A 26,320-nucleotide genomic window follows, 5' to 3' on the forward strand; every position below is an offset into this window, starting at 1 on the left:
CGTTACTCCTCCGATAACTACGAGTTGCGTGCCTTGAGGCCGTAGAAAATGGCCGCAAGCAGAATGATGAGGCCCTGCGCGATCAGCTTTCCGGAGTCGCTGACGCCGAAGGACGTCATCACGACAAAGAGGAGCGCGAACGAAAGGACACCAAAGAACGGCCCCCAGACGCCACCTTCCCCCCGGCCGAACACGACGCCGCCGAGAATGGTCGCGGCAACCGACAGGATCGGCAAATCCAGACCGACGCGGACGCTTCCGACGGCGATCGATGCGGTTTGAACGAGGGCTGCGATGCCCGCGATCAGGCCTGCGAGCGTATGCGCCACGACGACCGTGCGTTCGACCGGAACGCCTGAGAAGTGCGCCGCTTCCGCATTGGCGCCGACGGAGGTCACGTAACGCCCAAACACCGTTCTCGAAAGAACCAGGGACAGCAGTGCCGTCAGCGCGACCCAGAACAGGACCGGGAGAGGCAGGGGACCAAGTTTCACATTATAGATGTCGTTGAAGTAGCTGGGCACGTTGCCCGGCGGCTTGCCGCTCGACAGAAACTGGACAGCGCCGACAAGAATGATGCTGACGGCGAGGGTGACGATAACAGCCGAGACGCGCCGCTTGCCCACCATGAACCCGTTGAACAGCCCGATCGCAGTGCCGGTGAAGAGCCCCAGCAGCACGAAACCGGTCGCAGACATTCCAGGAAACTGGCCGGATGAGATGAAGTAGTTGACGAGCAGGATGATGCCGCCGCCGGCGAGATCGATGCTCTTGACCCGCATGACGAGCAGCTGCCCGAGAACGAGGACGCCGAGAGGGGCGACCTGGCGAATGAAGATGCCCATCACATTTGCATTGAGCATCTGTGGGCGCGAGACCCACAAGACGAGCAGAAGCAATGCAAAGACGTAGTAGGAGGGCGCAATCTTGAGCATTCGCTGAATTGCAGGGTTTTTCGCGAAGGCTGACATCTTAGAGCCCCATCTTCTTGCGTGTCTGGAAACCGACGACAAGGAGCAGGATGCCGCCCTTGATCGCCGTCTGGATGAACGGCGAAATGTTGACCAGATTCATGCCGTTCGAGAGGAGCGCCAGCACCAGGGCGCCGATAATCGTTCCCTGCAGGCTGCCGACGCCGCCGGAGAGTTGTGTGCCGCCAATGGCGACTGCAGTGATCGCGTCGAGTTCAAAGAGAAGCCCGACATTCGGGTCGCCGGACACGATGCGGCCGGCCAGGAACACGCCGGCAAGGGCAGCAAAGCACGAGCAGGCGACATAGGCGAGAATGACGTTGCGCTTGTCGGCGACACCGAAGTTGCGCGTGGCATCTTCGACGCCGCTCGCAATACCGCCGCCGATCGCGAAGAGATGCAGGCCGAACCGCGAGCCGTAGAGCAATTTCCAGGCGACCACGGCGACACAAATGCCCCAGAATATCGGCATGGGGATGCCGAGGAACGACCCCGAGACCGAGCTGATGACGGCATCCGGGATGGTCCCGCCGGAGACCGGACGCAAGATACGTGCAGCGCCAAGGACGATGTACTGCATCGCCAGTGTCGCGATGATCGGGTGCACGTTGAGGCGGGTAATGACATAGCCGTTCGTCAGACCGAGCAGTGCCGCCAGCAGAAAGACCGCCGGGATCGTAATGTAACCCGGCGCGTCCAGCGCGAGGATGGCCGTCGTGAAGCTGATCAGCGATCCGACGGAAAGGTCGAGACCGCCGACCAGGATGACGAACAGCTGACCGACCGCCGTGATGATCAGCGGCATTGCCTGCGCGACCAGGTTGAACAGGTTTTCCCGGTTCAGGAACTGGTCCGTCTGGATGATCAGGGCGATACTGAGGACGATGGTAATCAGCAGGGGAACGATCCAGAGACCTTGGCGGCTCTGATTTCCCTTGAATAGTCTTGTGAGGGTCTTGGTCATCGGAGTGGCTCTCTGTTGGCGTTCACGCGCTCAAGGCGGCGTCGAGGATGTCGTGCTCTGTCGCCTTGGCGGCGGGCATGTCGGCCACAACCGTGTCGCCATGGACGACATAGATGCGATCGCAAAGGCCGATGAGCTCAACGGTTTCTCTCGACAGGACCAGCACGGCCCCGCCGTTCTGCGTGAAGTCGCGAAGCAGTTTGTAGATTTCCGACTTGGCGCCGATATCGACGCCGCGCGTCGGCTCCTCGATCAGCAGGATATCGAGATTGGCGGCGATATAGCGGCCAAGCAGGACCTTCTGCTGATTGCCGCCGGAGAGAGCGCCGACGGGTGCGGATGCGTTGATCGTCCGGACGTTCAGCCGCTTGATGGTGTCGGCAACCAACGTCCGGTAGTTCTTGGCGGGAGAAAATCCTGCGCGCGCCGAATGGAGCGCAATCTCGATATTGTGCGCGATCGGGAGGTTGAGGAACAAGCCTTCCTCCTTGCGGTCCTCAGGAATGAAGCCGACACCCATCTGCTGCAGCTTGCGCACACCGTTTTCGTTCGGCACCGGCAGGGCGAGCGATTTTCCGTTCAGCGTGATGGTACCGGAAAACGGTTGGAATTTGCCGACGAGCGAGCGCAGAAGCTTCTGCTGGCCTTGTCCTTCGAGCCCTGCCAGGGCGACGATCTCGCCCTTGCAAACATGGAGCGAGAAAGGCTTCGTCGAGGCACCGATCTTGAAATGCTTGATGTCGAGCATCGGCTCGCCGGATGCCGAGCCGTTTCTTGCCGGGAAGAGGTCCTTCAGCTCGCGGCCGACCATCATTGCGATCAACGACGTCGGCGTCATTTCCGAAAGCGGGCGCGTGCCGATCAGCTTGCCATCTTTCAGCACCGTGACGGTGTCGCAGATCTGGAAGATTTCATCCATGCGATGCGAGATATAGACGAGGGCCTTGCCTGCATCGCGCAAGCGGCGGATATGCTTGTTGAGGATCTCGACGTCGGCGGCGTTGAGTGCTGCTGTCGGCTCATCGAGAATGAAGATCGAGGCATCGGCCTTGATCCCGTGGGCAATTTCGACGAATTGCCGCTCGGCAATGGTGAGGTTCGAAACCAGCGTCCGAGGATCGAGATCGAGCGAAAGCTCCTTCAACGCCTTTCCGGTTTCGGCATTCATGCGCTTGTAGTCGACCGTTCCGAAGCGCGTGACCGGCTCACGTCCGAGAAACATGTTTTCGGCGATCGTCAGGTTCGCCAGAAGCGTCATCTCCTGGAAGACAGTCGAGATGCCGAAGTCGAGCGCCTCTTTCGGATTGAGGAAGGCAATCTTGTGGCCGTTCTTGAAGATCTCGCCGCTATCGGGCTGGTGAACACCCGCGAGGATCTTCATCAGCGTCGATTTGCCGGCGCCATTTTCGCCCATCAGGGCATGGACGGAACCCGGCAAGAGCTCCAGCGACACCCTATCCAGTGCCAGACTTCCGCCAAACGACTTTGAAATGTTCGACATTTCTATAAGGTTGGCCATTCGTTCCTCCCAATCCATGCAACTCCGTTCGGTCACCATCCGCCGGTTCCGGAACGAAACCGGCGGATGCGCCTTGGGAGGGATAATTAGTTCTTGCTGTAATACTTCTTCAGGTCGTCCTCGGACAGCTGAGAAGGCCACCAGACGTTCGCCGAGAGATCGTCGCGGTAATACTTCTTGACCTTCTCGAGATCCCAGCCCGGAGGATTGTAGTCGTAGTGCTTGTAGAGCTGCTTGCCTTCGAGCAGAGCGATAGCCGCATGCACACCTTCCGCACCCTGTGCCGGCGAATACTCCGCGGAGATCGACTCGAACTTGTCGTTGATCCACTGGCCGAAGAACCCGTTGTTGCCTTCGCCAGAGATCGGCGGGATCTTGGCGCCGAACTGCTTGAAGACGTCGACGCAGGCGCGGGTCATGTCGGCACCCGACGACCAGATGCCTTGTACGTCAGGGTTGTTCAGGTAGAGGGTCTCGCAAACGCTCTTGCCCTTGTCGTACTGCCAGTCGCCGTGTTCTTCGGCGACGATCTTGACGTTCGTGCCCTTGAGCGATTCCAACAGGCCGTTATACCGGTTGATGTCTTCAGGATGGCCGGCGAGGCCGCGTAGTACCCAGATCTTGCCGTCGTTTCCGACTGTCTTGACGAGCCAGTCGCCCATGACCTTGCCGAAATGCTCGGCGCCGCCCTGGATTTCCGTCGTGTAGTCATCCGTATCGACGCGACCGGTATGAACGATGACAGGGATACCCGCGGCAATCGCCTTTTTCATCGATGCGTTTGCGGAGGTGGACGTGACCGGCTGGACGATGATCGCATCGACCTTCTGCGCGATCAGATCTTCGATGTCGGCGACCTGCTTCTTCTGGTCAAAGCCAGCGTCGAGCAGGACGAACTTCTTGATGCACTTGTTGGCAGCGGCAGCAGCCTCGGACTCGTGAGCGACCTGGACCGTCCAGGTGTTGGCGTTGACGCCAAAATCGCTCATGCCGATGACCCAGCCGCAATCCTTCTTGAACTTGCCCGCTTCGGTCTGCGGATTGTCGCCAGCCCGTGGCGTGATGCCGTCCATAAACTTGACGTCATCAGCCCAAAGCGGGCCCGCGGTCGACGCCATCAAAAGCGTAGCCCCGAGGATAGATTTCAGATAGCCGTTCACGAGATTTCCTCCCTTGCACAAACACCGTCGTCCTCACGACGTCGGATCTCCATTGATACGGAGACGCATTTATCCAGGCCGCTGAAGCGGCTTTAATCGCGGGCCAACGCCATTGGATGACTGGGGTTGGCTATGTGCAGTTCCTGGAAAATCTTGCTCTCCCATTCATAGAAATGCCATACCTCTAAATCGCTGTCAATAATTATTCAGACTGAATGAATATCAATAAACTTGCGCCATAGATCGACAAAGGCCATAGTCAGCTGAGAATGTTCATGCGTCTTTATGATTTGCCATAAAGGTGGGGAGGAAATGCGGTCAGTCTTATGCTACGGCGACTCGAATACGCACGGCCAGATTCCGGGGGGCTCACCGCTCGACCGATACGGGCCGAACGAGCGCTGGCCTGGCGTTTTGAGACGGGAGCTTGGAAGCCAGTGGTATGTGATCGAGGAGGGCCTGAGTGGCCGCACGACGGTTCGCGACGATCCGATCGAGGGCACGATGAAAAACGGCCGGACCTACCTGCGTCCGTGCCTCATGAGCCACGCGATCCTCGATCTCGTGATTATCATGCTCGGGACGAACGACCTGAAAGCGCGCTTCGGTCAACCGCCATCGGAAGTGGCGATGGGGATCGGCTGCCTCGTCTACGATATCAGGGAGCTGGCGCCCGGACCGGGCGGCAAGCCCCCCGAAATCATGGTGGTTGCTCCGCCGCCGATGCTGGACGATATCAAGGAATGGGAACCCATATTTTCCGGCGCCCAGGAGAAATCCCGGCGTCTCGCGCTTGAGTTTGAAATTATTGCTGATTCGCTTGAAGTACACTTCTTTGACGCCGCGACCGTCGCATCGTGTGATCCTTGCGATGGTTTTCACATCAACCGGGAAGCGCATGAAGCCTTGGGAACAGCGCTTGCCAGGGAAGTGGAGGCGATCGGTTGGAGATGATGATATTGCCGCAGCGACACGACAAATGGATGCCAGTTCATCTTTATGCCTTACTCGGCGAGGATTGCATTGATGCCTGATATGCGTTTTGCACCACCCAATCCCTTGCGTATTGCCGATCGGGCAACCGGCCTGAATGCGGTCAGCGTGCGCAGCTACAATGAGCGCCTGCTCCTGTCGCTGCTGCTTCAAAACAGCGAGATCACCAGACTGGAGATCGGCGAACGGACGGGTCTCTCAGCCCAGACGATTTCGGTACTCGTGAGGTCCCTGGAACAGGAGGGGCTGGTCTCCAAGGGCGAAGCACAGAAGGGGCGTGTTGGCCCTCCGACCGTCCCTGTCGCCCTCAATCCGGAAGGCGCCTTCTCGATCGGCATCAGCGTCGGCCTGAAGCGGACAGACGTCGTTCTGATCGATTTCGTGGGCGCCATTCGCTACCATATGCAGCTACCCAACCCGCAGCCCGAGCGCGACAGCAATCAGACGATGTTCATCGACACCATTCGACAGGCGGTGAACATCGTTCCGAAGAATGCTCAAAAACGCCTGGCCGGCATTGGCCTGGCGCTGCCGTCGAGCGCTTCGGAGGGCCGCGAGGAAAAGGCCTATTTCGACTCCCTCCAAAAGGAAGTCGAGGAGCTTACCGGATACTTGGTGTTCGTGCAGAACGACATCACGGCTGCGGCGAGCGGCGAGAGCATGTTCGGCGTCGCCAAGCCGTTTTCCGACTATCTCTATTTTTACATCGGCGCAAACCTCCACAGCCGCCTGGTGTTGAACCACCAGATTCATCACGGCAATTCGGTGGTCAGTTTCGATGTGGGAGTGGCGTCACTGGAAACCATGTTGACCGCTGCGGGCGCGCCTACCGATCATCTTTGGCAGCCGCTGGCCCCATGGCCTGAGAACGGTCTGGTTCTCGACTGGGAAGGCAGGCTTGCAGAAGAGATGCACCGCATCATCAAGTCGCTTACGCAATTTGTCGAGCTGGAGGCCGTGATCGTATCTTCCTTTGTGCCGGCCAACATCTCTCGGAATGTTTGTCTCTCGCTACAGAAGCTGGCTCCAGAGGTCACGATCACGCCGACGAGCATCTTGAGCGCGCCTAAGGCGGTCGGTGCCGCAAGTCTGCCGTTCATGTCCAGATTTATGGTGGAGAGTGGTGTTTAGCCGGCCTGAGCGCGGCTCGCGATCGACACCTCCCTCTGCTGAATCGACCTTTAACTTCACGCGTAGCGGCGTGATGCGTCGGTCGCTGACTGGTTCTCATCCTGCCGACAACATTCGTTGCCGGCATGGGCAGTGAATGCGACGAGGTGAGGGCGCCAAATCCGATTGACCTGCTGCAGATCAAGCTGCCCTGTAAACGCTTAATTCTCGTGCGTTTCCTTCGATCCTGAACTGCTGGACCAGCGCCAGCAGGCTGTCAGCCTGGGAGGCGAGTTCGCGGCTCGCAGCCGTCGTTTCCTCGACCATAGCCGCATTGTGCTGTGTCATCTGGTCCATCTGATTGACGGTCGAGTTGACCCCCTGCAGCGCGCACGACTGATCGTGGCTGCCGCGGGCGATCGTCTCGACGTGGTGACTGATCGTGACGATCTGGGTGCTGATCTTGGCAAGGACGGCGCCGGTTTCCTGGACCAGATGCGAGCCGGTATTGACCTCGGCAGTCGACTTGTTGATGAGGACCTTGATCTCCTTGGCCGCCTTGGCAGAGCGTTGTGCCAGTTCGCGCACCTCTTGGGCAACGACGGCAAAGCCCTTGCCCGCATCGCCGGCGCGCGCCGCTTCGACGCCGGCGTTGAGCGCCAGCAGATTGGTCTGGAAAGCGATCTCGTCGATCACACCGGTGATCTGCTCGATCTGGCGGGAAGCTTCTTCGATACGGCCCATAGCGTCGATCGCATTGTCGACGACGATCGCCGAGTCGTCGGCGCTGCGCTTTGCCTGGCGAACGATCTGGTCGGCATCCTTGGCACGTTCCGCCGACGAGCGGACCGTGACGGTGATCTCGTCGACGGCGGCTGCCGTTTCTTCGAGCGAAGCAGCCTGCTGTTCGGTGCGCTTGGAGAGATCCTCGGCCGCCTCGGCCATCTGGTTGCCGTTGCCCTGGATCATTTCGACATTGTCGCGGATCTGGCGCATGGTCGCCTGAAGCCGCGTCATCGAGCCGTTGAAATCCTGGCGAAGCTGGTCGAGGGAGGGCGCGAAAGGATGCTCGATGCGATGATCGAGCCGTCCCTCCGCCAGGTTCTTCAGTCCGGTCGCCAGCTCGGACACCGCCACTTCCAGCTCCGCGGCACTTCTTGCCCTGTCGGTTTCGCGCAGCTGCCGCTCATGTTCCAGCTGCCCATTGCGCTGGATCGCCTCCTCCTCCATTCGCACCTTGTCGGCTGCGCTTTGACGGAATGATTCGAGCGCGCGCGCCATAATGCCGATCTCGTCGGAGCGGGACACGGATCGAATCTCGATCGTCTGGTCGCCATTGTTCAGGCGGTTCATCAGTCCAGTGATGTCCTTCAAGGGTTTGGTGAGGCGGGATGAAAAGACGTAACCCACGATCCCCATGCCGAACAGCACGGCCAAGGTCGTCAGACCTGCCCATTTCGCAAGTTCATCAGCCGAGGCGAGAACTTTGGACTTTTCCTGACCGATAACCAGAAGGTGCGACTGCCCGAACAGATTTACGGGCACGTAGGAATAGAAATAGGAGCCTTGGGAGCCACCAGCGAAGACGGAGCCACTCATCTGCTCTTTCGCGGCGCTCAGCAATTCCGGCGCCACCCCATTTTCCCCTGCGAGGGTGCCGGCTCGCAAGGTTCCGTCAGCGGCGATCAGGAAGGCTTCGTCGACGCTCCGTCCCAACCCCTCGGGCGAAATAAGCGCCAGCAGATTTGCCGGCGCGATACGGATCACGACGGTGCCACGCTTGACGACGGAGCCCCAGACGACGTTGGCAAGGGGTTTGGCAAGAAAGGCCGAAATATCGCTTTCCTCGCTCTTGAAGGGTATGAACCCCGTCCGGTAAATCTGATCGGCGGGTCCGGCGGTGGATGCATCAAACAGCGACTTCAGGGATGCGTTCTTCGGATCCTGGACGCTCGTCATGAACTCGGGGCCTTTGGTGACCGTGTAGACCAGCTGGCCATTGTTATCGATGACGAAGATATCGCTGAGATCGGCATTCTTCCAGGCGCTGAAGAGTGGTCCATGCACCGAGCTATGCTTGACGGCATAGAGCATCTTGACGGTCGATCCGTCGAAGGCCGCTCTTTGCTCCGGAGTTTTCGACGTATCCTGGAACGCTTCCCGTATCTTGGCGTCAGACATTGCGATCGCCTTTCCGGCCTGCTCCGTCATTTCTCCGAGCGACTGGCTCTGCGCTATTTCGGTTAGCGTCTGCTGAACCCTTTCATCATAGGCTCTCAGCGCCTTCGACTGATTGGCTGCGATGGCCTCCAGGCGGATCTTGCTCGCCTCGATCAAACCGTCCTTGCCGATCTGGTAGCTCAATGCTCCAACAGATGCGCAAGAGACGATCGCTGTCCCTATGATCACCACGGCAAACTTGGCCTTTATGGACCGCATGCGGTGGGAGAATTGCAAAGCATTGTGGAAAATCTGCATTTTGAATCCATTTCGAGTTCAAACAGTTGCAAATCATCATCGATGAGAGTCCTGAAAAATCCGTTACGCGTCAAAACTTTCTTTCTACTTTCAATATGTTACTCATGAATACCCCCACGACTTTTGAGGTTTTGCGCTGTTGCATTTGTGGCTTTATGCGATCTTTTGCGATGATTTCGCTCTAATATTCCAACATTCCCACATGAGAGCAGTGACAGAGTGAAATTCACCCGCACCCGGATTTGTACCGAAGGTGTCATTTTCGCATGAAGGCAAGGTCGCTGCGGATCACATCCGCAGCGATTCTGGCGCGGGCGGGGTGGGCATTGCACGGTGGAAGTTCGCGTATTTTGTTTGAAAGATCCGCAAACACCACATAAATACACAAATCCAAGGACAACGTCGTCGGCTTCCCGGTTCACCGTCATCCTTATAAGCATCTCGCAACCTTACTCCGAAGGCTTGCGAGATAGATCCGCCGCTTTAAGGGATTGTCAGCATCAGCGTTGCTGCCGGCCCGCACCGACCCGAGGACGAAGCTGTCAATGTCGAGTGAAGTTCGCAAAGAAGTCATTCTCGAACGACTCGATCGTGATCAACGCGTCAGCGTTCTGGAGCTTTCGACAGAGTTCGGTGTTTCGGGTGAAACCATTCGGCGCGACCTGAAGGATCTTGAGGCCGAGGGAGCCGTCCGGCGCGTTCACGGAGGCGCTATACCGGCCGGCCGAACCGCGGATGTGCCGATTACCGACCGCATCAGGTTCAATGCGCTCGAAAAGGACGCGGTCGCGCAGATGGCGCGCAACCTCATAACCGACGACTGCGCCATCTTCCTCGACACAGGCACCACCACCCTGTCCCTTGCGCGCCACCTGACTGGCTTCAAGAAGCTGCGGCTCTACACCAATTCGCTAATGATCGCGCAAGCCGCCTGCCAGCATTTCGGCGTCCGGGTCCAGATGACACCGGGAAATCTCCGCCCGATCGAACAGGATCTCGTCGGCTACGATACGCTGTCCTACATCCAGCAATTCCACTTCGACATGGTCTTCATGGGTGCTGCGGCGATCGCGGCGGAATATGGCTTCATGGACTATGAGGAAGATGAAGCGCGAATCCGCCAGGCTCTGCTGAAGCAGACGGCCAGAAGCATCATGCTGGCCGATCACTCCAAGTGCGGCAAGACGGGCAATGTCATCACGGCCGCATTTTCCAGCGTCAGCACATTGGTCACCGATCAGCGCCCGCCGGCGAATATACTGGCGGCGGCCAAAAGGGGCGACCTCGAAATCATCCACGGTTGACCATCGCGCAAAGCATCAGGCTGGCAGGATCCGCCGTCTGAGGAAAACCAGCGTCAATACCCGTGCAGGCAGGCCATGATCTGTGCATGCAGGGTGGCGTTTGCCGCGGCGACGATGCCGCCGCCCCGTTCGGCTGGTCCCCCATCCCAGTCGGTCACGACGCCGCCGGCCTGTTCGATGATCGGGATGAGCGCGACGATGTCATAGGGATAAAGGCCCGCTTCGACGACGCAGTCGATCTGGCCTGCCGCAAGCATGCAATAGGCATAGCAATCGGTCCCGTAGCGGGCGAGGCGGACCTGTTTTTCGAGCAGGTCGTAGCTTGATCTGCGATCGGCTTCGAAGATCGCCGGCGTCGTTGTGAAGAGCGTCGCGTCGGCGAGATCCTTCGTGGCGCTGGTCGCGAGCTGCGTTTGACCGTGCGGTCCCTCGTAAAACGCGCCGTTCCCGGTCGAATAAAACAATTCGCCGATAAAGGGCTGCGCCATCATGCCGGCCACCGCATCACCATCCCTGGTCAGCCCGACAAGCGTGCCCCAGAGCGGGATACCTGAGATGAACGACCTTGTTCCGTCGATCGGATCGATGACCCAAACCAGCTCCGCATCCGCGCCTTCATTGCCGTACTCTTCGCCGAGGACGCCGTGGCCGGGATATTCGGAGCGGATAAGCGCTCGAAGCGCTTTCTCCGTTTCGCGGTCGGCCTCGGTGACCGGATCGAATCCGCCGGCAATCTTGTTGACGACGGTTCCCGGCAACCGAAACCGGGGCAATGTCTCGCGGGCGGCAACTGCCGCCAGGCGGCGAAGAAAATCGGGGGAGATCACGTCTTCAGTGCTTTGCATGTGTCAGACCGCCTTCAGCCACTGCGGCCACAGCGGATTGCTCATTGCGAACCGCGCACGCATATGTTTCCAGAAGCCATATTTGAAAAAGTCGAAGTCAAGCCGTGAAACTTCATTCTGCACCATCGCCCAGGTCGACCATTTGAGGTCGACGAGGGCCTTGAACAAAGCGATCCGCGCCAGAATCCCCGGATCGGCCCGGCCATAATATTCCTCGATCAGTTCCTTCTCGGTCTCCGGCGAGAAGCACATCTCGCAAAACCAAAGCGCGAGTTCCGCCGCCCGATCATTGGTGGAGGCATATTCGAAGTCGACGAGCATGACCCGGCGATCGGAATGGAGGAGGAAATTGCCGGCCAGTGTGTCGTTCATGCAGGGCGCCAGATCGAGACCCGACGCCTCAAGCGCGCCTCGCGCCTCGCGATAGCGCGCATTCATCCAGCCGAAGTCGCTCGGGAAATCGCCGCCGAGCTCCAGGACCTGCTGGAAATGCTCGTCGATCATGTCGAAGGTGGTCTTTCTCTGCGACAGCGGTGCGGTGTCGTTGAAAGCTTTCAGCGCGCGAAGACCGTTGAAGCGGACGACCGGATCCAAAAAATCGGCATTGGTCGATGTTCTGAGCCCTTCGACAAATTCACTCACCTCGACTCCCGTTTCGGGGAAGAAGTCGATGATCCGCGCGCCGACGCCCGCCTCGTGCGCCTTGCGGCCGGCTTCGTTCGCGGTTTTCCGGTCGATGAACATTTCGGTTCCAGCGCCAGGTATCTTCACGAAGAAGCTGTGCGGCGCACCGGCGACGTAAACCCGCCAGTTGGGATTGCTGATGCCGCCTGGCACCGGTTCATAAGAGACGTCGAGGTCTCGCCAGTCCGCCACGGCTATGATGGCCTGCTCGATCGCCTGTTCGGCCTGCGATGCGCCTTCACCCAATCTCAGTCTCATCGCTTTCTCCGTCAGACCTGTTTCAGCCATGTCTCGAAGCGTGGTCCTTCGATGACCGTGCGAGCTCTCAGGAGCCGCCATTCGGCATATTTGAAGAATTCAACGTGCTTGCGCGGGGAGCGCGCGGCATTGATGAAGCCCCAAAGCGCCCACATGAGATCGTCGGCCGCACCATAGAGACGGGCACGCGCGAGCACGCCCGCATCCGGCTTTCCGGTTGCAATCTCGATCGCCAGCAACGCCTCGCCATCGAAAGGGAGGAGTTCGGCCAGCACGGTTCCGAGATCGTAGGCGGGGTCCGCCTGGCGCGCCCACTCGAAATCGACCAGCCGAACTCCGTCGTCCGGCCCGACCATCACGTTCGACGAGATGCCGTCCGCGTGGCACGGGACCGTATCGATACCCGCGGCGCCAATGGCGCCGGCAATGCGCTGGACGGCAGCCGAGACGGTGAATACCGGCGCCGGCAAGATCACATCCGCTCCTTCGGCGAGTTGCCGATAGGTGGCAACGAGAGCGAAAACGCTGCGCCCTTCGCCAAGCGGCTCAGCCTGATGGAAACTGCGTTTTGCCGCCAGAAGATTTTCGAGAACCCGCGGGCGGCGAAGGACATCGACATGCCCCCACGCCCATTCCTCGCCAAGCGCCTCGAACACCAGAACGCCGCCCTCGGGATCGGCATAGACGAGCCGCGGGGCGATGCCCAGTTCGCCTGCCTTGCGGCTGGCCTCCGCCACGTGATCCAGCGCAATAAACTGGGACATGTCATCGTGGAGACGTTTGACAAAAACCCGTGGCTGATCTGCCTTGCTTGCGAAAAAGCAGTGGTTTTCGACGCCGCGGTGAATGGGCGACACCACTCCGCCTATCGGAGCTGAAAGGGTGGCGCCGGAAAGGCCGACCGCGTCGAGCACAGCCTGAACTGCAGCATCATCCTGCATGAAACTCTCCCTCAATGAGGTTGCGAAGCGTGGCGGTCAGCACCGTCAGACCCGCCTGCACGTCCTGTGGCTCGGTCAGTTCGTCGGGATGATGGGCAATGCCATCGACGCTCGGAATGAAGATCAGGGCCGACGGGATACCGCTGTTTTGCAAGGTGACAGCATCGTGCCCTGCGACCGAACGCATGGTCAATGGCTCGAAACCGCAAGAACGTGCCGTGCGATCGACGAGTGCCATCAACCGCCCGTCCATGCTGGCGGGATCGCGCAAAGTATCAGCGACGATTTCCAGCTGCGTGCCCGTATCGGCTGCCGCTTTTTCGAGTGCGGCAAGGGCGAGCTCACCTGCCACGTCGAGTTCGGCCACGTCAGGCCCCCTGAGCTCGAACCACACAGTCGCCCGGTCGACGACAACGTTCGGTGAGTTGGGCTCGACCACGAGGCGCGCAGCGGAGCGGTGGAGGAGGGGATGGCTTGCCGCAACGACTGCTTCGAAGGCGGCAATTCCTCTTGCTGCGGCGAGAAGCGCATCTCGGCGATCGGCCATCGGCGTCGGACCCGTATGCGCTGCGCGGCCGATCCAGCGGACGGTCGTCTTGCGCGCCGCCCAGGTTCCCTCGACGATACCGATTTGTCGGCCGGCTTCGAGAAGTTTCCGACCTTGCTCGACATGCAACTCGACATAGGCTTTGGGGGAAGGGGGAACGGCTCTGGTCTCGCCGTTGATGCCTATCGCCGCAAGCGCACTCTTCAGCGATACGCTGTCACCGTCAAGCAGCTCAAGTGCATCCTCGAGCCCCAGTGTGCCTGAGAAGACCGCGCTTCCGGTGAGGCTCGGCTGGTAGCGAGCGCCTTCCTCGTTTGTCCAATTGACCACCGCAAGGTTATAGCGCGGCTTGCAACGGCCACGTTGAACCTCGGCGTGAATATCGAGTGCAGCCTGTCCGGCGGCCAGCACACCAAGGGTGCCGTCAAAACGACCACCTCGCGGCTGGGTGTCGAGATGCGAGCCCGCAAAAATCCAGGGGGCATCCGGACCGGCCCAATCGAAGCAGGCAAACTGGTTGCCGATCGCATCATGGGCGACCTCTACGGCCGCGTGCTCCATCCAGATGGCGAACACGCCTCGCGCCATGCCGTCCTCGGCGCTTGCCGTCAGACGCGTCACGCCCTCTCCAGCCTCAGCGCCGATGGCAGAAATCCGGTCGAAGATCGCATCGAAATCGGCTCGTGGCATCGTCCCTGTTTCAAGCATGGATGATCTCCAACTCTTCAGCGCGAACGGCGCCCAGGATATCTTCCGGCGGACGCCGGTCGGTCACGAGCGTGCCGATTTGTCCGAAGGGAGCGGTGATCACATTGCCGACCCTTCCAAACTTGGAATGATCGGCCAGCATGACGCTTCGCGACGATCGTCTGATCAGGATCTGGCGAATTCGTGCCTCGTCCTCTTCATAGTCCATGAAGCCGTATTCGACATTGACTGCCGCAGCACCCATAAAGACCATGTCGAAGTGGAACTGCTGGATGTAGGACAGCGTGTCATAGCCGACCAGGTCCTGTTCGACCGGGCGCAGATTGCCAGGTGTCACGTGCACGCTGACGCCGAAATGCTGGCAGGCCGCTTGCGCAATCATTAGCGAATTGGTGTAGAGCCGCAGCTTCTTGAAGCCGATCAGCCGGCGGGCAAGCGCAAGCGTCGTGGTCCCTGTATCGAGGAAGATCACGCAGTCGTCATTGATCAGGTTGCGCGCCACGCCGGCGACCGCATCCTTTTCGATCGAGTTGAGCTTGATGCGCTCGGTAATCGGCGTGTCGGCGGTGCGGCCAGCTGGAATTGCACCGCCATGCACGCGGCGCACCGCACCTTCTGCTTCGAGGTTCTTCAGATCGCGGCGGATCGTTTCGCCCGAAACACCGAACTCTGCTGAAAGCTCGACAACGCTGACGCGCTGGTCACGGCCGAGACGCTCCAGGATGATCTCCTTGCGGATCTCACTGGACATGGACCGCCTCGTCCTCATGGCGATGCAGGCAGGCTGCGTAATTCCCGCCGTCAGAACCCTCGAGCATCGGATCGGTCTTTTCGCAGTCGCTCTGCGCGCGCGGGCAGCGCGAACGGAAAGAGCAGCCGACCGGAAGATGAATGGGGCTCGGAGGCTCGCCATCGAGCAGATATTGGGCGCCCGGGAAACGGTTTTCCTCCAGCGTCGGCATGGCGCTCAGCAGCGCTCGCGTATACGGGTGGTGGGGATGTTCGAAAAGCGTCTTGTTGTCCGCGAGCTCGACGATGCGCCCAAGATACATGACCGCCACGCGGTGACAGATGCGACGGACCAGCGCCAGATCGTGCGATATGAAAATATACGAAAATCCGTGCGCCGCCTGGAGCCTTTTGAAGAGATCGAGGAGCTCGGCCTGTTCAACCTGGTCAAGTGCCGACAAGGTCTCGTCAAGGATCAAGAGGCGCGGCTTCAGCACCAGGGCCCGGGCAATGTTGATGCGCTGGCGCTGCCCGGCGCTAAGCCCCACCGGCAATCGTTCGGCGAGGTCCGCATGAAGGCCGACCTCCCGCATGGCCTCCTGTGCGCGTTGCTCGGCATCACGCCGGGCGACCCCGTGGATCAGAAGCGGCTCCTCGATCATCCGTATGATCGACATGCCCGCCGGCAGCGATCCATAAGGGTCCTGCAAAAGCAGCTGGAACGATTTGCGCATCTCCGTCAACGAACGAGCGGAGAGATTGGAGAGGTTTTTCCCGAGGAACGCAATGCGTCCGGCGTTTGGCTGTTCGAGCCAAGCAAGCAGGCGCGTAAGCGTGGATTTGCCGCAGCCACTTTCCCCGACGATGCCAAAATTCTCACCCGCCTTGACGGTAAAGGACACGTCCCGCACCGCCTTGACTTCGTTGAAGGCGTTGAACGCATCGCGCCGGCGCACGCTATAGGTTCGGGTTGCATTTTCGACGGTCAGAACAGCCTCGCCGTCTTTTGCCTCCGGCGCCGATACGTTCTTCCATATCGATGGAATTCGGGAAAGAAGGGCGCGCGTATAGGCCTGCTGCGGGTTGGCGGCGATATCGGCGGTCTCGCCCTGCTCGACGATGCGGCCGCCTTGCATGACGAGCGTTCGCTCGGCAATCTTGGAAACCACGGGCAACGACGACGAGATAAACAGGAATGCCGTATCGAGGCTTTCCCTGAGATTGTCGATAAGCCGGATAATCTGGGCGGCGACCGTGACATCGAGCGGCTGCGTAATATTGTCGGCGATAACAAGCGATGGCTCGGAAACGAGCGCATCGACAATCATCACGCGCTGCATCATGCCGCCGGAGAATTGGAAGGGTGCCTCATGGAAGCGAGAGCGCGGTGAGGGAATATGCACCCGGCCAAGAAGATCGAGAACCTTCTCCTTGGCTTCCGCCTTGCCGATATCAGGCCGGACAGATCGAAGCTTCTCGACAATCTGGTGGCCGATCGGCAGCCGCGGATCGAGCGAACCCATGGGGTTCGCACCGATGAAGCCAATGCGGTTTCCTCTTATCGACCTCAGACCCCGCGCATCGAGGGAGAGGACGTCCTTTCCTTCGAAAATCACCTGACCCGAAGAGATGTCCAGTGGTGCTTGAATGGCGTTCACCATGGCGCGCGCCAGCACCGACTTACCCGATCCGGCCTCGCCGACGAGGCCGAGAACTTCGCCTGGCTGGAGCGCAAAGTCCACATTGTCGACGATGCGCCGTTTGCTGCCATCGCGCAGGAGATCGACTGAGAGATTGGAGACCGCGAGAATTGGATCACTCATTTACGCATCCCCTCTCAGAACGGCATTGCGCGCGCGCTCCAGTGCTGAACCCATCAGATTGAGGCAGGTCAGTGATATCAGCATGAACAGGCCGGGCATCGTCGCGATCCACCATGCGTTCAGCAGATACTTTCGCGAATCCGCGATCACATTGCCGAATGTCGGTGTCGGCGGCTGAACCCCGAGACCGAGAAAGCCCAGGATCGACTCGAAGATCATCATGCGGGCGATATCGAGCACAGCGACAAAGGCGATCGGAGGCAGAACGACAGGCGCCACAAACAACAGCATGATGCGAAGGTCCGAGGCACCGAGAACCCGCTCACCGAGAACATAGCCGCGATTGCGTTCGCCGAGCGCCACGGATCTCGCGACGCGGGCATAGAGCGGCCAGCCGGAGAGGCCGAGCACGAGGATGATCGCAGGCACGGTCGGGCGGGACACGCCGAGAATGGTGATGGCAAGAATGATCATCGGGATCGAGAGCTGCGCGTCCGTCAGCCGCATGATGACCGTATCGAGCCAACCACCACGAAAACCGGCCAAAAGTCCGAGACTGCAGCCGACGATGAACATCAGGATCACGGTCGTCACACCGATGAACAGCGAATAACACAGTCCGACGAGACAGCGCATGAGGACGTCACGGCCGAGCTGATCAGTGCCGAGCACATAAGGCCATTGCCAGCCCTCGGAAGGGAAGGGCGGAATGAACTTGTGGCTGTAAGCCATCTTGAGCGGATCAACCGAACTGATGAATGGCAGGAGAATCGCAAGTCCAAGCAGCAATCCAAAGCCGATGAGGCCAATGCGAAAGTCGAGGCGCCCCACAGCAATCTGCAACATGCGTCGGGTCGGTGTGGTGCCGCGCTTGACGACGGTGCGCTCGGTGGCGCTCAGTTCTACGATATCGGTCATCTCAGTATTCCAGTCTCGGATCGATGGTCATCGCGATAAGATCGACCAGGATGTTGATCACCACGAACATCACGGAAATGAAGATCGCGACGCCCTGGATGAGCGGAAAGTCGCGCTGTTGAACGGCATTGATCGTCAAGAGCCCGAGGCCCGGATAGTCAAAGATGAACTCGACCACCAGAACGCCGCCGAGCAGCATGCCAAGCTGCACGCCGAGCAGGTTGATCAACGGGACCGCGGAATTGCCCAGCACATGCGAGAAGATCGTGCGCCCGCGGCTCAGCCCTCTGACCGCAGCAAGCTGAATGAAGTCTTCGCGCAACACCTGAGCGACAGAAACGGTCAGCGTACGCAGGATGAACGGCGCAATCTCCACCGCGAGCACGATCGCGGGCAGAATGGTGTATTCGAAGCCGTTATAGCCGATCGCGGGAAGAACCCTGAGCTTCACCGACAGAAAGAGTGTGAGAACGATGCCAAGCCAGAAGTTTGGCGTCGAGACGAAGATCGACCCCAATGCGAGGGCGAGTTTGTCGGGCCAGCGACCCTGATAGAGCCCGCCGGCGAGGCCGAGGGGAACGGCAACGAGCAACGCGATGACCAAGGCGACGGCAGCGAGCTGCAGGGTCATCGGCAATGTGCCGAGAATAAGGTCGAGGACCTTCGCCCGCTCTTCCCGCGTCGGGTCGTTATAGGCCGAGCCGGCGAGGCTTGCCCCGCTCTTCGGCCTGACGAACGACGTGCCGAGATCACCAGTCGCCAAATGACCAAGATAGGATACGAATTGCAGCGGGATGGCCCGGTCGAGACCAAGTTCCTTTGCCTTCATCGCCACCACCGCATCGGGGGCCATGCCGCCCACGATAAGACGCGCGGGGTCACCCGGCACCACACGCAACAACGTGAAGATGATGAATATGACGAGAAGGATGATCAGGCCCCCCTGCAGAAGCCGTCTCATCAGGAATGATAGAAGGAACATGTACTTACCCTAGTCTGTCGGGGCCAAGGCGGCCACTGCCAGGCAGCGGCCGCAGCGCTGGATCAGGCCAATGTCGCCTTGTTGGCGTCCATCATACCATTCGGGTAGATGTAGAGACCACTCAGGCCATCACGCATGCCGTGGATGAAAACGGACGTGAAGAGAGAAAATGATGGCGTCTTGGTCGCCAGCAACGGCATCAGCTCGGTCTGAATGACCTTCTTGCGTTCCTCGGGCTTCGCGGCGTTGCGCTCCTTATCGAGGGCAGCATCGATTTCCGGATCCTGGATCCCGCAGATGCGGTGCGTCGTCGAGTGGAAATGGGTCCTGAGCACTAGATCCGGCTCCGGCGAGCCCGTGGACCAGCCGCAGTCGATCATATGACCAGGCCCGCCGCCGGGACGATCGTAGAGAGCGTCGCCCCAAGCCGCAACTTCCATGACGTTGAGCTTGACCGGGAAGCCCTGTTCCTGGAGCATCGCCGTGATGGCCTCGGCATATTCCTTGGTCTTCGGGTAGAAGCCCACCGACGTGATATATTCGAGTTCGGGCAGACCTTCGCCTTTCGGGAAGCCTGCTTCCGCCAAAAGCTTCTGGCACTGTTCAGGGTCGAACTTCGGATAGTTCGGGATATCGACATAGCCGAACTTGACCGGAGACACGTAGCAGTTCGAGGCATGGCCGGAAACGCCGAGGATATCGTCGATCACCGACCGGTCGATCGCGTGGCAGACGGCGCGACGCAGTCTCCAGTCGTTGAAGGGCGGCTTCGAGCAACGGAACCAGAGATACTTGTTTTCGACCGAGATCGCCTTGTGAAGCTGGAAGCCCCCGGTCTTTTCGATCGTCTCGACCTGTTCGGCTTCAAGCCGTTCGATAAGGTCGGCCTCGCCATTCAACAGCGCCAGTGTCCGGGTCGTCGCATCGCCGACAAAGCTGAAATGCAGTCCGGGAATCGTCGGCTTGCCGAGGTAGAAATTGTCGAAGGCCTCGAGAACGGTCGTGTTGCCGTCCTGCTTGACGAACTTGAAACCGCCAGTGCCGTTCGGCCGCGCAGAAAGCGTCTTCGGGTCGGCAACGTCCTTTGCCGACATGATCGGCAGGAAGGAGGACAGGAACCAGAAAAGGCTTGCGGGGTAGCCGGCCTTGTCGGTCTTGACGCGCGCGACGTAATCGCTGACGACTTCGACTTCGCACGGACCGGGATACCAGGCGGCCGGCCGGTCTGGGCGGCTTGCATATTCGTACGTCGCCTTGACGTCTTCGGCGCTGAACGGCTTGCCATCATGGAAGGTGACGCCTTCGCGCAGCTTGAATTCGAGCGTGTGCTCGTCGATCAGCTTCATCTCGGTCGCCAGTTCCATGACGAGTTCGTCAGGTTTTTCCGGCGTCATTGGTGCACGGGTCAGATAGCCGAACACGAAGCTCTCAAGGTTGATCTGCGCCAGCGTCGTGTGAGACGACGGATCCCAGTTGCCGGTCAGAGTTTCGGCCGAGAGAAATTTGAGGACCTTGTTTTCCGCGGCATTGGCCGGGTTGACCAGGAACTTGGTATTGAGGATAGGCATGCCAAGCGCGATGCCCGCAAGCGCCGAACTCTTTAAGAGCGATCTTCTATTGAACTCCATGACGACATCTCCACAGTTGATTTGCTGGGCGTTCCCCACCCCATCTTGTCGCCAGCAACGACAAGTGGAGGATTGTTGTTTTTGAAAAGATGGTCCTCGGCCTGCTGGCAGAATGCCATGACAAGCGCATCGGCGTGGCGACGGCCGACGACCTGCAGGCCAACGGGCAACCCGTTGACGGTCAGGCCGCAAGGCAACGAGGCTGCCGGGTTGCCGGAAAGATTGAAGGGATATGTAAAGGGCGTCCAGCCCGTCCACGCGAGGACTTCCGAGGGCGATTGGAACCCTTCGGGCGCCTCCCGATCCGCCGCAAACGGCTCGACCGGGATGGTTGGCAAGAGGAGCAGGTCGACGTCCTCAAAGAGTGCGTGCACGCGACCAGCAAATTCCGCGCGCGCTTTCGCAGCCGAGAGATAATCCTTAAGATCGTAGCGTGCCGACGCTTCGACGAGCGCACGGAAACCGCTGCCAAAATCGGAAAGATCCGACTGGGACCCATAGGCGACGCCCCGGCCGGCAACCCAGAGTGTCTCGAAGATACGGATCGGATCTTCCCAGTCCGGGGAAACCGAACGAACATCGATAGTGAGCGCCTTGGTGAGCGCATCGACCGCTTCGCGCACGACCCGGTCGATTTCCGGCGCGACTTTGAACCCGAAGAGGCTTGGTGCAAAACCAATCCGGAGGGACTTTGTCGATCGCGTTTCAGTGTAATCTGCTCCGTCGTCCGGCAGCGCCTGATGGTCTCGCGGATCGGGCCCCTTGGCAATATTGAACAAGAAAGCGCTATCCTTTGCCGAGACGCTCATCGGACCGGCGTGGGACAGCATCTCCGTCGCGCTCCAGGGCCAAGCCGGAACGCGCCCCAGCGAGCCCTTCATGGCAAACACACCGCAGAAAGCTGCCGGGATGCGCACGGAACCACCACCATCGGACCCCAATGTGAAGGGAACCATTCGGGCCGCGAGCGCAGCACCCGAACCCGAGCTCGAACCACCACTTGTGAGCTTAGGGTCCCATGGATTGCGTGTCGGGCCATAGAATTCGGAAAAGCCGGAACCGGACCATCCCATCTCGGTGGTCGTGGTCTTGCCGATGATGATAGATCCGGCGTCAATCATCCTCTGGACGATCGGCGCCGTCGCCTTGGGAGCGAAATCCTTATAGGCACGAGATCCGCGCTGGCAGAGCTGCCCTTCCACGAAGAAGAGGTCCTTCACGCCCATCGGGATACCATGAAGAGGACCACGGAACCGACCTTCGGCTGCCTCGCGATCGCAGGCCCTCGCTTCTTTGAGGGCCTGTTCTTCAAACACCTGGCTGAAGGCATTGACGATGGGGTTCAGCCGCGCAATGCGCGCCAGGCATTCCTGAACGAGCGCTTCGGATGTGAGCTTGCCGGAAACAATTGCTGAGCTGAGCGAAAGAACTGAAAAATCCACGATTGCGATCTCCTTGGAATGTGGATTTATGTGGATATTTTGCGTTTGTCAACACACCCGATGAGGGTTTTTCAATTTCCGTAGCTAAGAAAGTCGCCATGAGAGTGATCGCGGCTGACAGCACAAGCGTCGGCACAGGATGGGAATTGGATAAAATGCTCTGAGGATCTGCCTTACAAAAAGGCATATTGTGCAGGCATTTTGCCCATGTTTTCGGCAACAGTTAGAAATCGGCGTAGCGAACGAGGGGCCGTGACGGGGCGAAACCTCCCCGCGACGGAGGGCTACTTTATGCAATGTTGATATCATGTTGCTTTTATTGTTTTCGTTGTTATTGTGTGGATATCAACGGAGACTGTTATGGGTAAATTGTCGTTGCTCGCCCCTGGCGAGTCTGCAATCGCGATCGAAAACAAGGCCGCGCTCGGCAAGTTTGTAATCGTCTGCGAGCATGCTTCACACCTGATCCCGCCTTCACTCGGCGACCTCGGCCTTGATGCGTTTGCGCGTTCAAGTCATATCGCCTGGGATCCGGGCGCCCTGGAACTCGCACGATATCTTTCGTCATCTCTCGATGCGGTCCTCTATTACCAGCGCTTTTCGCGGCTCGTTTACGACTGCAATCGCCCGCCGGAGGCAGTGCCTGCAATTGTTGGCAAAAGCGAGATTTATGACGTTCCGGGAAATCAGAGCATGCCGGAAGCAGATCGCCTGACGCGGATCAACGAGATTTATCTATCCTTTCGTGATGGACTGTCCGAAATTCTCGCCTCTTGCAAGGCCCAGGGGCGCGGGACGATGCTCGTCACAGTCCATAGTTTCACCCCCGTCTATTTCGGCAAGAAGCGCGAGGTCGAGATCGGGATATTGCACGACAGCGACACGACGCTCGCAGATGCAATTCTCGCGGAATCCGAAGGGGCCGATCGCAAGTATGTCGTCATGCGCAACCAGCCATACGGTCCAGCCGATGGGGTCACGCACACGCTCGTCGAGCACGGCATCGCGAACGGTATTCCAAATGTCGTGATAGAGGTGAGAAATGACCTCCTGGTGACCGCGGATGACCAAGCTGCGGTTGGCAGCTATCTCTCCAGGCTCATTGGAAAGGCTGCCTCGACAGTGAAGGCCGGGCAAACGGTCAGTTGAAGCCGCCTCGGGCAATCGAGTTCCGAACGCCTCATGATCCATGGCGGATCCGAAATGCTTCGGTCACGGCTTGCATAGTCCGGAGGCATGTTAAGAGCACAAGCCCTTCGATGAATGGATCGCGCGCCCGAAGCCAGGAGTGGCATGGATCGTGCATAGCTTTTAGCAGGCATGGCGCCCGCACTGCCCAGTTCGGGCTGGACTTACAATTTCGAAGGTAGCTTCGCCCTTGCGCAAGAAATGGGCTGCCTGATACCCACGAGCGGAGATAAAATGTATTCGATCATACTTGGACGCGAGCGCCATGTCTTCGCCGACCTGAAATCGGTCATGGCCTGTGCCTCGCCACTCAAGTCAGGCGATGTGCTTGCGGGGGTTGCAGCGTCAAGCAACGAGCGGCGGGTGGCTGCCCGCTGCCTGCTTGCCGACATGCCGCTCAAGACATTCCTGGAGGATTTGTTGATCCCCTACGAAGCCGACGAGGTCAGCCGGTTGATCATCGATCGCCACGACCCAATTGCCTTTGCGCCGGTTTCACATATGACGGTCGGCGAGTTTCGCAATTGGCTTCTCTCCTACGACGCGACAACCGAAAGGCTGGCAGCACTCGCGACGGGCCTAACGCCGGAAATGGTCGCGGCGGTCTCCAAGATCATGCGCAATCACGATCTGATCACCGTTGCCGGTAAATGTAACGTGGTCACTGCCTTCCGCTCCACCATCGGCCTGCAGGGCAGGCTGTCGAGCCGGCTCCAGCCCAACCACCCGACCGACGATCCAGAAGGCGTCGCCGGTTCGACATTGGACGGCCTTCTCTACGGAATCGGCGATGCGGTGATCGGCATAAATCCCGCCACCGACAACCTCGATGCCTGCACCAGGTTGATGGTCCTTTTCGACCGGCTGCGCGAGCGGTTCGAGATTCCCACCCAATCCTGCGTGCTGACTCATGTCACCACTTCCATCAAGGCGATCGAGGCCGGGGCGCCGCTCGATGTTGTGTTCCAGTCGATTGCCGGCACCGAGGCTGCCAACAATGGTTTCGGCGTCGATCTCGCCGTTCTCAGGGAAGGCAATGAGGCCGCGCTGTCGATGAAGCGCGGCAGCGTCGGAAACAACGTGATGTATCTGGAGACCGGTCAGGGCAGCGCTCTTTCGGCAGATGCACATCACGGCGTGGATGAACAGACGGTCGAGGTGCGGGCTTACGCAGTCGCACGTGAACTCCGCCCGCTGCTCGTCAACACCGTGGTCGGTTTCATTGGACCGGAATATCTGTTCGACGCCAAACAGATCATTCGCGCCGGGCTAGAGGATCATTTCTGCGGAAAACTGCTCGGTGTGCCGATGGGGGTCGATGTCTGCTATACCAACCATGCCGAGGCAGACCAGGACGACATGGACAATCTGATGGTGCTGTTGACCGTCGCGGGCGTCAGTTTCATGATTGCCGTGCCCGGCGCTGATGACGTCATGCTCAACTACCAGAGCCTGTCTTATCACGATATCGTCGGCCTCAGGCACCAGTTCAATCGTCCGCCGGCGCCCGAATTTGAGGCCTGGCTCAATCGCATGGGCATGCTTGATCACTCGGGCCGGCTGGCGCCCGCCAGCGCCTCGGGCCAATTCTCTCGCAATCTCTTGAGCTACGGGGTGTCCGCATGAGTTGCGGTCGAGACCCGTTTGAGCGCTTCCGCCATTCGACACGCGCCCGGATTGGACTCGGTAGAGCGGGCGACGCGTTGCCGACCTCGGCAATTCTGGATTTCCAGCTGGCGCATGCGAGGGCCAGGGACGCCGTGCACGGTCAAGTGAATTTTGTCGCCCTCGCCAAGCAGCTTGCACCGGTATCAACGATCCGGATCAGGTCCTGCGCCACGGATCGTACCATCTACTTGTCGCGCCCGGATCTCGGTCGCCAGCCGCTTGCAGCCGATCTTCCAATGCCAGGGGATAGCCATGACATCGCGTTCGTCATCGCGGACGGGCTTTCCGCCTCGGCGGTCGAGCGTCATGCCGTTCCGCTTTTCAAGGCATGCATGAAGCGTCTTGGCGGCTTCAGTGTCGCCCCGGTGATTTTGGGCGAACAGGCGCGGGTAGCATTCGGCGACGAGGCGGCGGCGGCGTTCGGTGCGGAGGTCGCAATCGTCCTGATCGGCGAGAGACCGGGGTTAAGCGTGCCTGACAGTCTGGGTGCCTACATCACCTTCCGCCCCCAGGCAGGACGGCGCGACAGCGAGCGTAACTGCATTTCGAATATTCACGCCGACGGGCTCGGCTACGAGATTGCCGCGGATAAGATCGCCTGGATCGTCCGGGAGGCGCTGCGCTTGCAGTTAAGCGGTGTGGCGCTTAAGGAGGGCGCCGAGAGTTCGGCAAAAATCTCTTCGAACCCTGGGCAAGAATGAAGCGTGAGGCGCGATCACCGAGGGCTGTCCTGACGCTCCCCTCTCGTTCGGTGGGCGAGCCTCTTGGAATCACCCCGAGTGCGAAAGGTTCACCGTTCGGATCGGGGAGGGCAACTCGGAACTCTTCCCAAGCCACCTGCTTGACGGCAGCTTTGCCGGCAAAGGCCTTGGTCACACCCGACGCCATCCGCCGCGCTGGGGAGGCAAACCGGGCAGGAGGTCGGACCGGCCGACGAGATCGCGAAGCCGTCCCCTCACCCGCGAGCGAGGCGCTCGCCGCGTTGCTCTCTTCTGCCATCGCTGCATTCTGCTGAGTCATTTGGTCCATCAGGTTGACAGCCGTATTGACGTCGGCAAGGCGGACCGACTGTTCGCGTGCCGACGTCGCGCTCGAGTCCGCGTGATGATTTACCGTGACGATATAGCCTTCGATGGTCTTCAGCACCTGACCGGTTTCGCTCGCCAGCTTGACGCCACTCTGGACTTCCGCAGGCGTGAACTGCGCCCAGCGCTCTGCGAGAGTGTGGTCGCACAGGGTGCAATCAAGCTCCAGGAGACGATCATGAAGCTTCCCAGAGTCATTACGACAATAAGACCGAAATCCGCACAGAGGTGCAATATTCGTGTCCCTTGAGTTAAGCCGAGCGACATGGTTGGTCACATCATTGTCGGTAGGTGGCGGTGAGAATATCTCGAAGCATGCGGTTCAGCACGCAGACGTCGGCGGACTGTTGTCGCGCTTCGGCTAAAGGCATGAAA

21 protein-coding genes and 1 pseudogene are annotated in these 26,320 nt (G+C 59.5%); 7 read left to right on the top strand and 15 right to left on the bottom strand.

Features of this window, described 5'->3' with window-relative positions; all coding sequences use genetic code 11:
* Positions 1-17: 17 nt before the first annotated feature.
* The 4 genes from PH605_RS11250 to PH605_RS11265 all read right to left on the bottom strand — a co-directional run bounded on the left by PH605_RS11250 (position 18) and on the right by PH605_RS11265 (position 4,572).
* Positions 18-971, bottom strand: coding sequence for an ABC transporter permease (locus tag PH605_RS11250; protein ID WP_010900267.1), 954 nt, complete (start codon positions 969-971; stop codon positions 18-20).
* A gap of 1 nt (position 972) precedes the next feature.
* Entirely contained in the window at positions 973-1,935 is a 963-nt protein-coding gene (locus PH605_RS11255) for an ABC transporter permease (protein WP_010900266.1), read from the bottom strand.
* A gap of 22 nt (positions 1,936-1,957) precedes the next feature.
* A complete protein-coding gene (locus PH605_RS11260; protein WP_010900265.1) occupies positions 1,958-3,454 on the bottom strand; it encodes a sugar ABC transporter ATP-binding protein in 1,497 nt (498 codons plus the stop codon).
* An 86-nt stretch (positions 3,455-3,540) separates the two neighbouring features.
* Entirely contained in the window at positions 3,541-4,572 is a 1,032-nt protein-coding gene (locus PH605_RS11265) for an ABC transporter substrate-binding protein (RefSeq protein WP_010900264.1), read from the bottom strand.
* 354 nt (positions 4,573-4,926) lie between these two features.
* On the opposite strand from PH605_RS11265, the gene PH605_RS11270 reads away from it, so the two are divergent.
* Both PH605_RS11270 and PH605_RS11275 read left to right on the top strand, forming a co-directional pair.
* Positions 4,927-5,568, top strand: coding sequence for an SGNH/GDSL hydrolase family protein (locus tag PH605_RS11270; RefSeq protein WP_142845060.1), 642 nt, complete (start codon positions 4,927-4,929; stop codon positions 5,566-5,568).
* Positions 5,569-5,649: 81 nt separating this feature from the next.
* Positions 5,650-6,738, top strand: coding sequence for an ROK family transcriptional regulator (locus tag PH605_RS11275; RefSeq protein ID WP_142845073.1), 1,089 nt, complete (start codon positions 5,650-5,652; stop codon positions 6,736-6,738).
* Positions 6,739-6,918: 180 nt separating this feature from the next.
* Here the strand turns inward: PH605_RS11275 and PH605_RS25335 are convergent, their stop codons facing one another.
* The gene (locus PH605_RS25335; protein ID WP_416172086.1) at positions 6,919-9,156 is read right to left on the bottom strand and encodes a methyl-accepting chemotaxis protein; all 2,238 of its coding nucleotides are present in this window, start codon (positions 9,154-9,156) and stop codon (positions 6,919-6,921) included.
* A 584-nt stretch (positions 9,157-9,740) separates the two neighbouring features.
* Between PH605_RS25335 and PH605_RS11285 the strand changes: the two genes are divergently transcribed.
* Positions 9,741-10,499 carry a DeoR/GlpR family DNA-binding transcription regulator gene (locus PH605_RS11285; protein ID WP_010900260.1) on the top strand — a complete coding sequence of 253 codons (759 nt, stop codon included), beginning with the start codon at positions 9,741-9,743 and terminating at the stop codon, positions 10,497-10,499.
* A gap of 53 nt (positions 10,500-10,552) precedes the next feature.
* Here PH605_RS11285 and hisN read toward each other — a convergent pair whose 3' ends face one another.
* The 10 genes from hisN to PH605_RS11335 all read right to left on the bottom strand — a co-directional run bounded on the left by hisN (position 10,553) and on the right by PH605_RS11335 (position 22,004).
* The gene (gene hisN / locus PH605_RS11290) at positions 10,553-11,344 is read right to left on the bottom strand and encodes a histidinol-phosphatase (RefSeq protein WP_010900259.1); all 792 of its coding nucleotides are present in this window, start codon (positions 11,342-11,344) and stop codon (positions 10,553-10,555) included.
* A 3-nt stretch (positions 11,345-11,347) separates the two neighbouring features.
* A complete protein-coding gene (locus PH605_RS11295) occupies positions 11,348-12,286 on the bottom strand; it encodes a choline/ethanolamine kinase family protein (RefSeq protein ID WP_142845061.1) in 939 nt (312 codons plus the stop codon).
* A gap of 11 nt (positions 12,287-12,297) precedes the next feature.
* A complete protein-coding gene (locus PH605_RS11300) occupies positions 12,298-13,227 on the bottom strand; it encodes a phosphotransferase (protein ID WP_010900257.1) in 930 nt (309 codons plus the stop codon).
* Entirely contained in the window at positions 13,217-14,482 is a 1,266-nt protein-coding gene (locus tag PH605_RS11305) for a Zn-dependent hydrolase (protein WP_010900256.1), read from the bottom strand. The genes PH605_RS11300 and PH605_RS11305 overlap by 11 nt, the downstream gene beginning before the upstream one ends.
* Positions 14,475-15,233 (bottom strand): DeoR/GlpR family DNA-binding transcription regulator, encoded by a 759-nt coding sequence (locus PH605_RS11310; RefSeq protein ID WP_010900255.1) that lies wholly within the window; start codon positions 15,231-15,233, stop codon positions 14,475-14,477. Before PH605_RS11310 ends, PH605_RS11305 begins: the two co-directional genes overlap by 8 nt.
* Positions 15,223-17,034, bottom strand: coding sequence for a dipeptide ABC transporter ATP-binding protein (locus tag PH605_RS11315; RefSeq protein ID WP_010900254.1), 1,812 nt, complete (start codon positions 17,032-17,034; stop codon positions 15,223-15,225). Before PH605_RS11315 ends, PH605_RS11310 begins: the two co-directional genes overlap by 11 nt.
* A complete protein-coding gene (locus tag PH605_RS11320) occupies positions 17,035-17,952 on the bottom strand; it encodes an ABC transporter permease (RefSeq protein ID WP_010900253.1) in 918 nt (305 codons plus the stop codon).
* A 1-nt stretch (position 17,953) separates the two neighbouring features.
* Positions 17,954-18,934 carry an ABC transporter permease gene (locus PH605_RS11325; RefSeq protein ID WP_142845063.1) on the bottom strand — a complete coding sequence of 327 codons (981 nt, stop codon included), beginning with the start codon at positions 18,932-18,934 and terminating at the stop codon, positions 17,954-17,956.
* A 62-nt stretch (positions 18,935-18,996) separates the two neighbouring features.
* Positions 18,997-20,562: an ABC transporter substrate-binding protein gene (locus tag PH605_RS11330; RefSeq protein WP_010900251.1), complete on the bottom strand. Its 1,566-nt coding sequence runs from the start codon at positions 20,560-20,562 to the stop codon at positions 18,997-18,999.
* Positions 20,535-22,004: an amidase gene (locus tag PH605_RS11335; RefSeq protein ID WP_205125160.1), complete on the bottom strand. Its 1,470-nt coding sequence runs from the start codon at positions 22,002-22,004 to the stop codon at positions 20,535-20,537. Before PH605_RS11335 ends, PH605_RS11330 begins: the two co-directional genes overlap by 28 nt.
* 360 nt (positions 22,005-22,364) lie before the next feature.
* On the opposite strand from PH605_RS11335, the gene PH605_RS11340 reads away from it, so the two are divergent.
* From PH605_RS11340 to PH605_RS11360, 4 genes and pseudogenes are all read left to right on the top strand, one after another.
* Positions 22,365-23,153, top strand: a complete 789-nt coding sequence (locus tag PH605_RS11340; RefSeq protein WP_010900249.1) for an N-formylglutamate amidohydrolase — start codon at positions 22,365-22,367, stop codon at positions 23,151-23,153.
* Between the two features lie 240 nt (positions 23,154-23,393).
* A complete protein-coding gene (locus tag PH605_RS11345) occupies positions 23,394-24,818 on the top strand; it encodes an ethanolamine ammonia-lyase subunit EutB (RefSeq protein ID WP_142845074.1) in 1,425 nt (474 codons plus the stop codon).
* Positions 24,815-25,561 carry an ethanolamine ammonia-lyase subunit EutC gene (eutC, locus tag PH605_RS11350; protein ID WP_010900247.1) on the top strand — a complete coding sequence of 249 codons (747 nt, stop codon included), beginning with the start codon at positions 24,815-24,817 and terminating at the stop codon, positions 25,559-25,561. The genes PH605_RS11345 and eutC overlap by 4 nt, the downstream gene beginning before the upstream one ends.
* A 617-nt stretch (positions 25,562-26,178) precedes the next feature.
* Positions 26,179-26,304 (top strand): annotated as a pseudogene (locus PH605_RS11360) (IS110 family transposase); the annotation flags it as partial.
* Between the last annotated feature and the right edge of the window lie 16 nt (positions 26,305-26,320).

This window comes from Agrobacterium sp. CFBP 3001 (assembly GCF_027871605.1).
GTDB lineage: Bacteria > Pseudomonadota > Alphaproteobacteria > Rhizobiales > Rhizobiaceae > Agrobacterium > Agrobacterium leguminum.

Excerpts from the sequence above, each read along its gene's own strand:
- PH605_RS11250 (WP_010900267.1), bottom strand. The coding sequence starts at position 971 with ATGTCAGCCTTCGCGAAAAACCCTGCAATTCAGCGAATGCTCAAGATT.
- PH605_RS11255 (WP_010900266.1), bottom strand. The coding sequence starts at position 1,935 with ATGACCAAGACCCTCACAAGACTATTCAAGGGAAATCAGAGCCGCCAA.
- PH605_RS11260 (WP_010900265.1), bottom strand. The coding sequence starts at position 3,454 with ATGGCCAACCTTATAGAAATGTCGAACATTTCAAAGTCGTTTGGCGGA.
- PH605_RS11265 (WP_010900264.1), bottom strand. The coding sequence starts at position 4,572 with ATGGCGTCGACCGCGGGCCCGCTTTGGGCTGATGACGTCAAGTTTATG.
- PH605_RS11270 (WP_142845060.1), top strand. The coding sequence starts at position 4,927 with ATGCGGTCAGTCTTATGCTACGGCGACTCGAATACGCACGGCCAGATT.
- PH605_RS11275 (WP_142845073.1), top strand. The coding sequence starts at position 5,650 with ATGCGTTTTGCACCACCCAATCCCTTGCGTATTGCCGATCGGGCAACC.
- PH605_RS25335 (WP_416172086.1), bottom strand. The coding sequence starts at position 9,156 with ATGCGGTCCATAAAGGCCAAGTTTGCCGTGGTGATCATAGGGACAGCG.
- PH605_RS11285 (WP_010900260.1), top strand. The coding sequence starts at position 9,741 with ATGTCGAGTGAAGTTCGCAAAGAAGTCATTCTCGAACGACTCGATCGT.
- hisN (WP_010900259.1), bottom strand. The coding sequence starts at position 11,344 with ATGCAAAGCACTGAAGACGTGATCTCCCCCGATTTTCTTCGCCGCCTG.
- PH605_RS11295 (WP_142845061.1), bottom strand. The coding sequence starts at position 12,286 with ATGAGACTGAGATTGGGTGAAGGCGCATCGCAGGCCGAACAGGCGATC.
- PH605_RS11300 (WP_010900257.1), bottom strand. The coding sequence starts at position 13,227 with ATGCAGGATGATGCTGCAGTTCAGGCTGTGCTCGACGCGGTCGGCCTT.
- PH605_RS11305 (WP_010900256.1), bottom strand. The coding sequence starts at position 14,482 with ATGCTTGAAACAGGGACGATGCCACGAGCCGATTTCGATGCGATCTTC.
- PH605_RS11310 (WP_010900255.1), bottom strand. The coding sequence starts at position 15,233 with ATGTCCAGTGAGATCCGCAAGGAGATCATCCTGGAGCGTCTCGGCCGT.
- PH605_RS11315 (WP_010900254.1), bottom strand. The coding sequence starts at position 17,034 with ATGAGTGATCCAATTCTCGCGGTCTCCAATCTCTCAGTCGATCTCCTG.
- PH605_RS11320 (WP_010900253.1), bottom strand. The coding sequence starts at position 17,952 with ATGACCGATATCGTAGAACTGAGCGCCACCGAGCGCACCGTCGTCAAG.
- PH605_RS11325 (WP_142845063.1), bottom strand. The coding sequence starts at position 18,934 with ATGTTCCTTCTATCATTCCTGATGAGACGGCTTCTGCAGGGGGGCCTG.
- PH605_RS11330 (WP_010900251.1), bottom strand. The coding sequence starts at position 20,562 with ATGGAGTTCAATAGAAGATCGCTCTTAAAGAGTTCGGCGCTTGCGGGC.
- PH605_RS11340 (WP_010900249.1), top strand. The coding sequence starts at position 22,365 with ATGGGTAAATTGTCGTTGCTCGCCCCTGGCGAGTCTGCAATCGCGATC.
- PH605_RS11345 (WP_142845074.1), top strand. The coding sequence starts at position 23,394 with ATGGGCTGCCTGATACCCACGAGCGGAGATAAAATGTATTCGATCATA.
- eutC (WP_010900247.1), top strand. The coding sequence starts at position 24,815 with ATGAGTTGCGGTCGAGACCCGTTTGAGCGCTTCCGCCATTCGACACGC.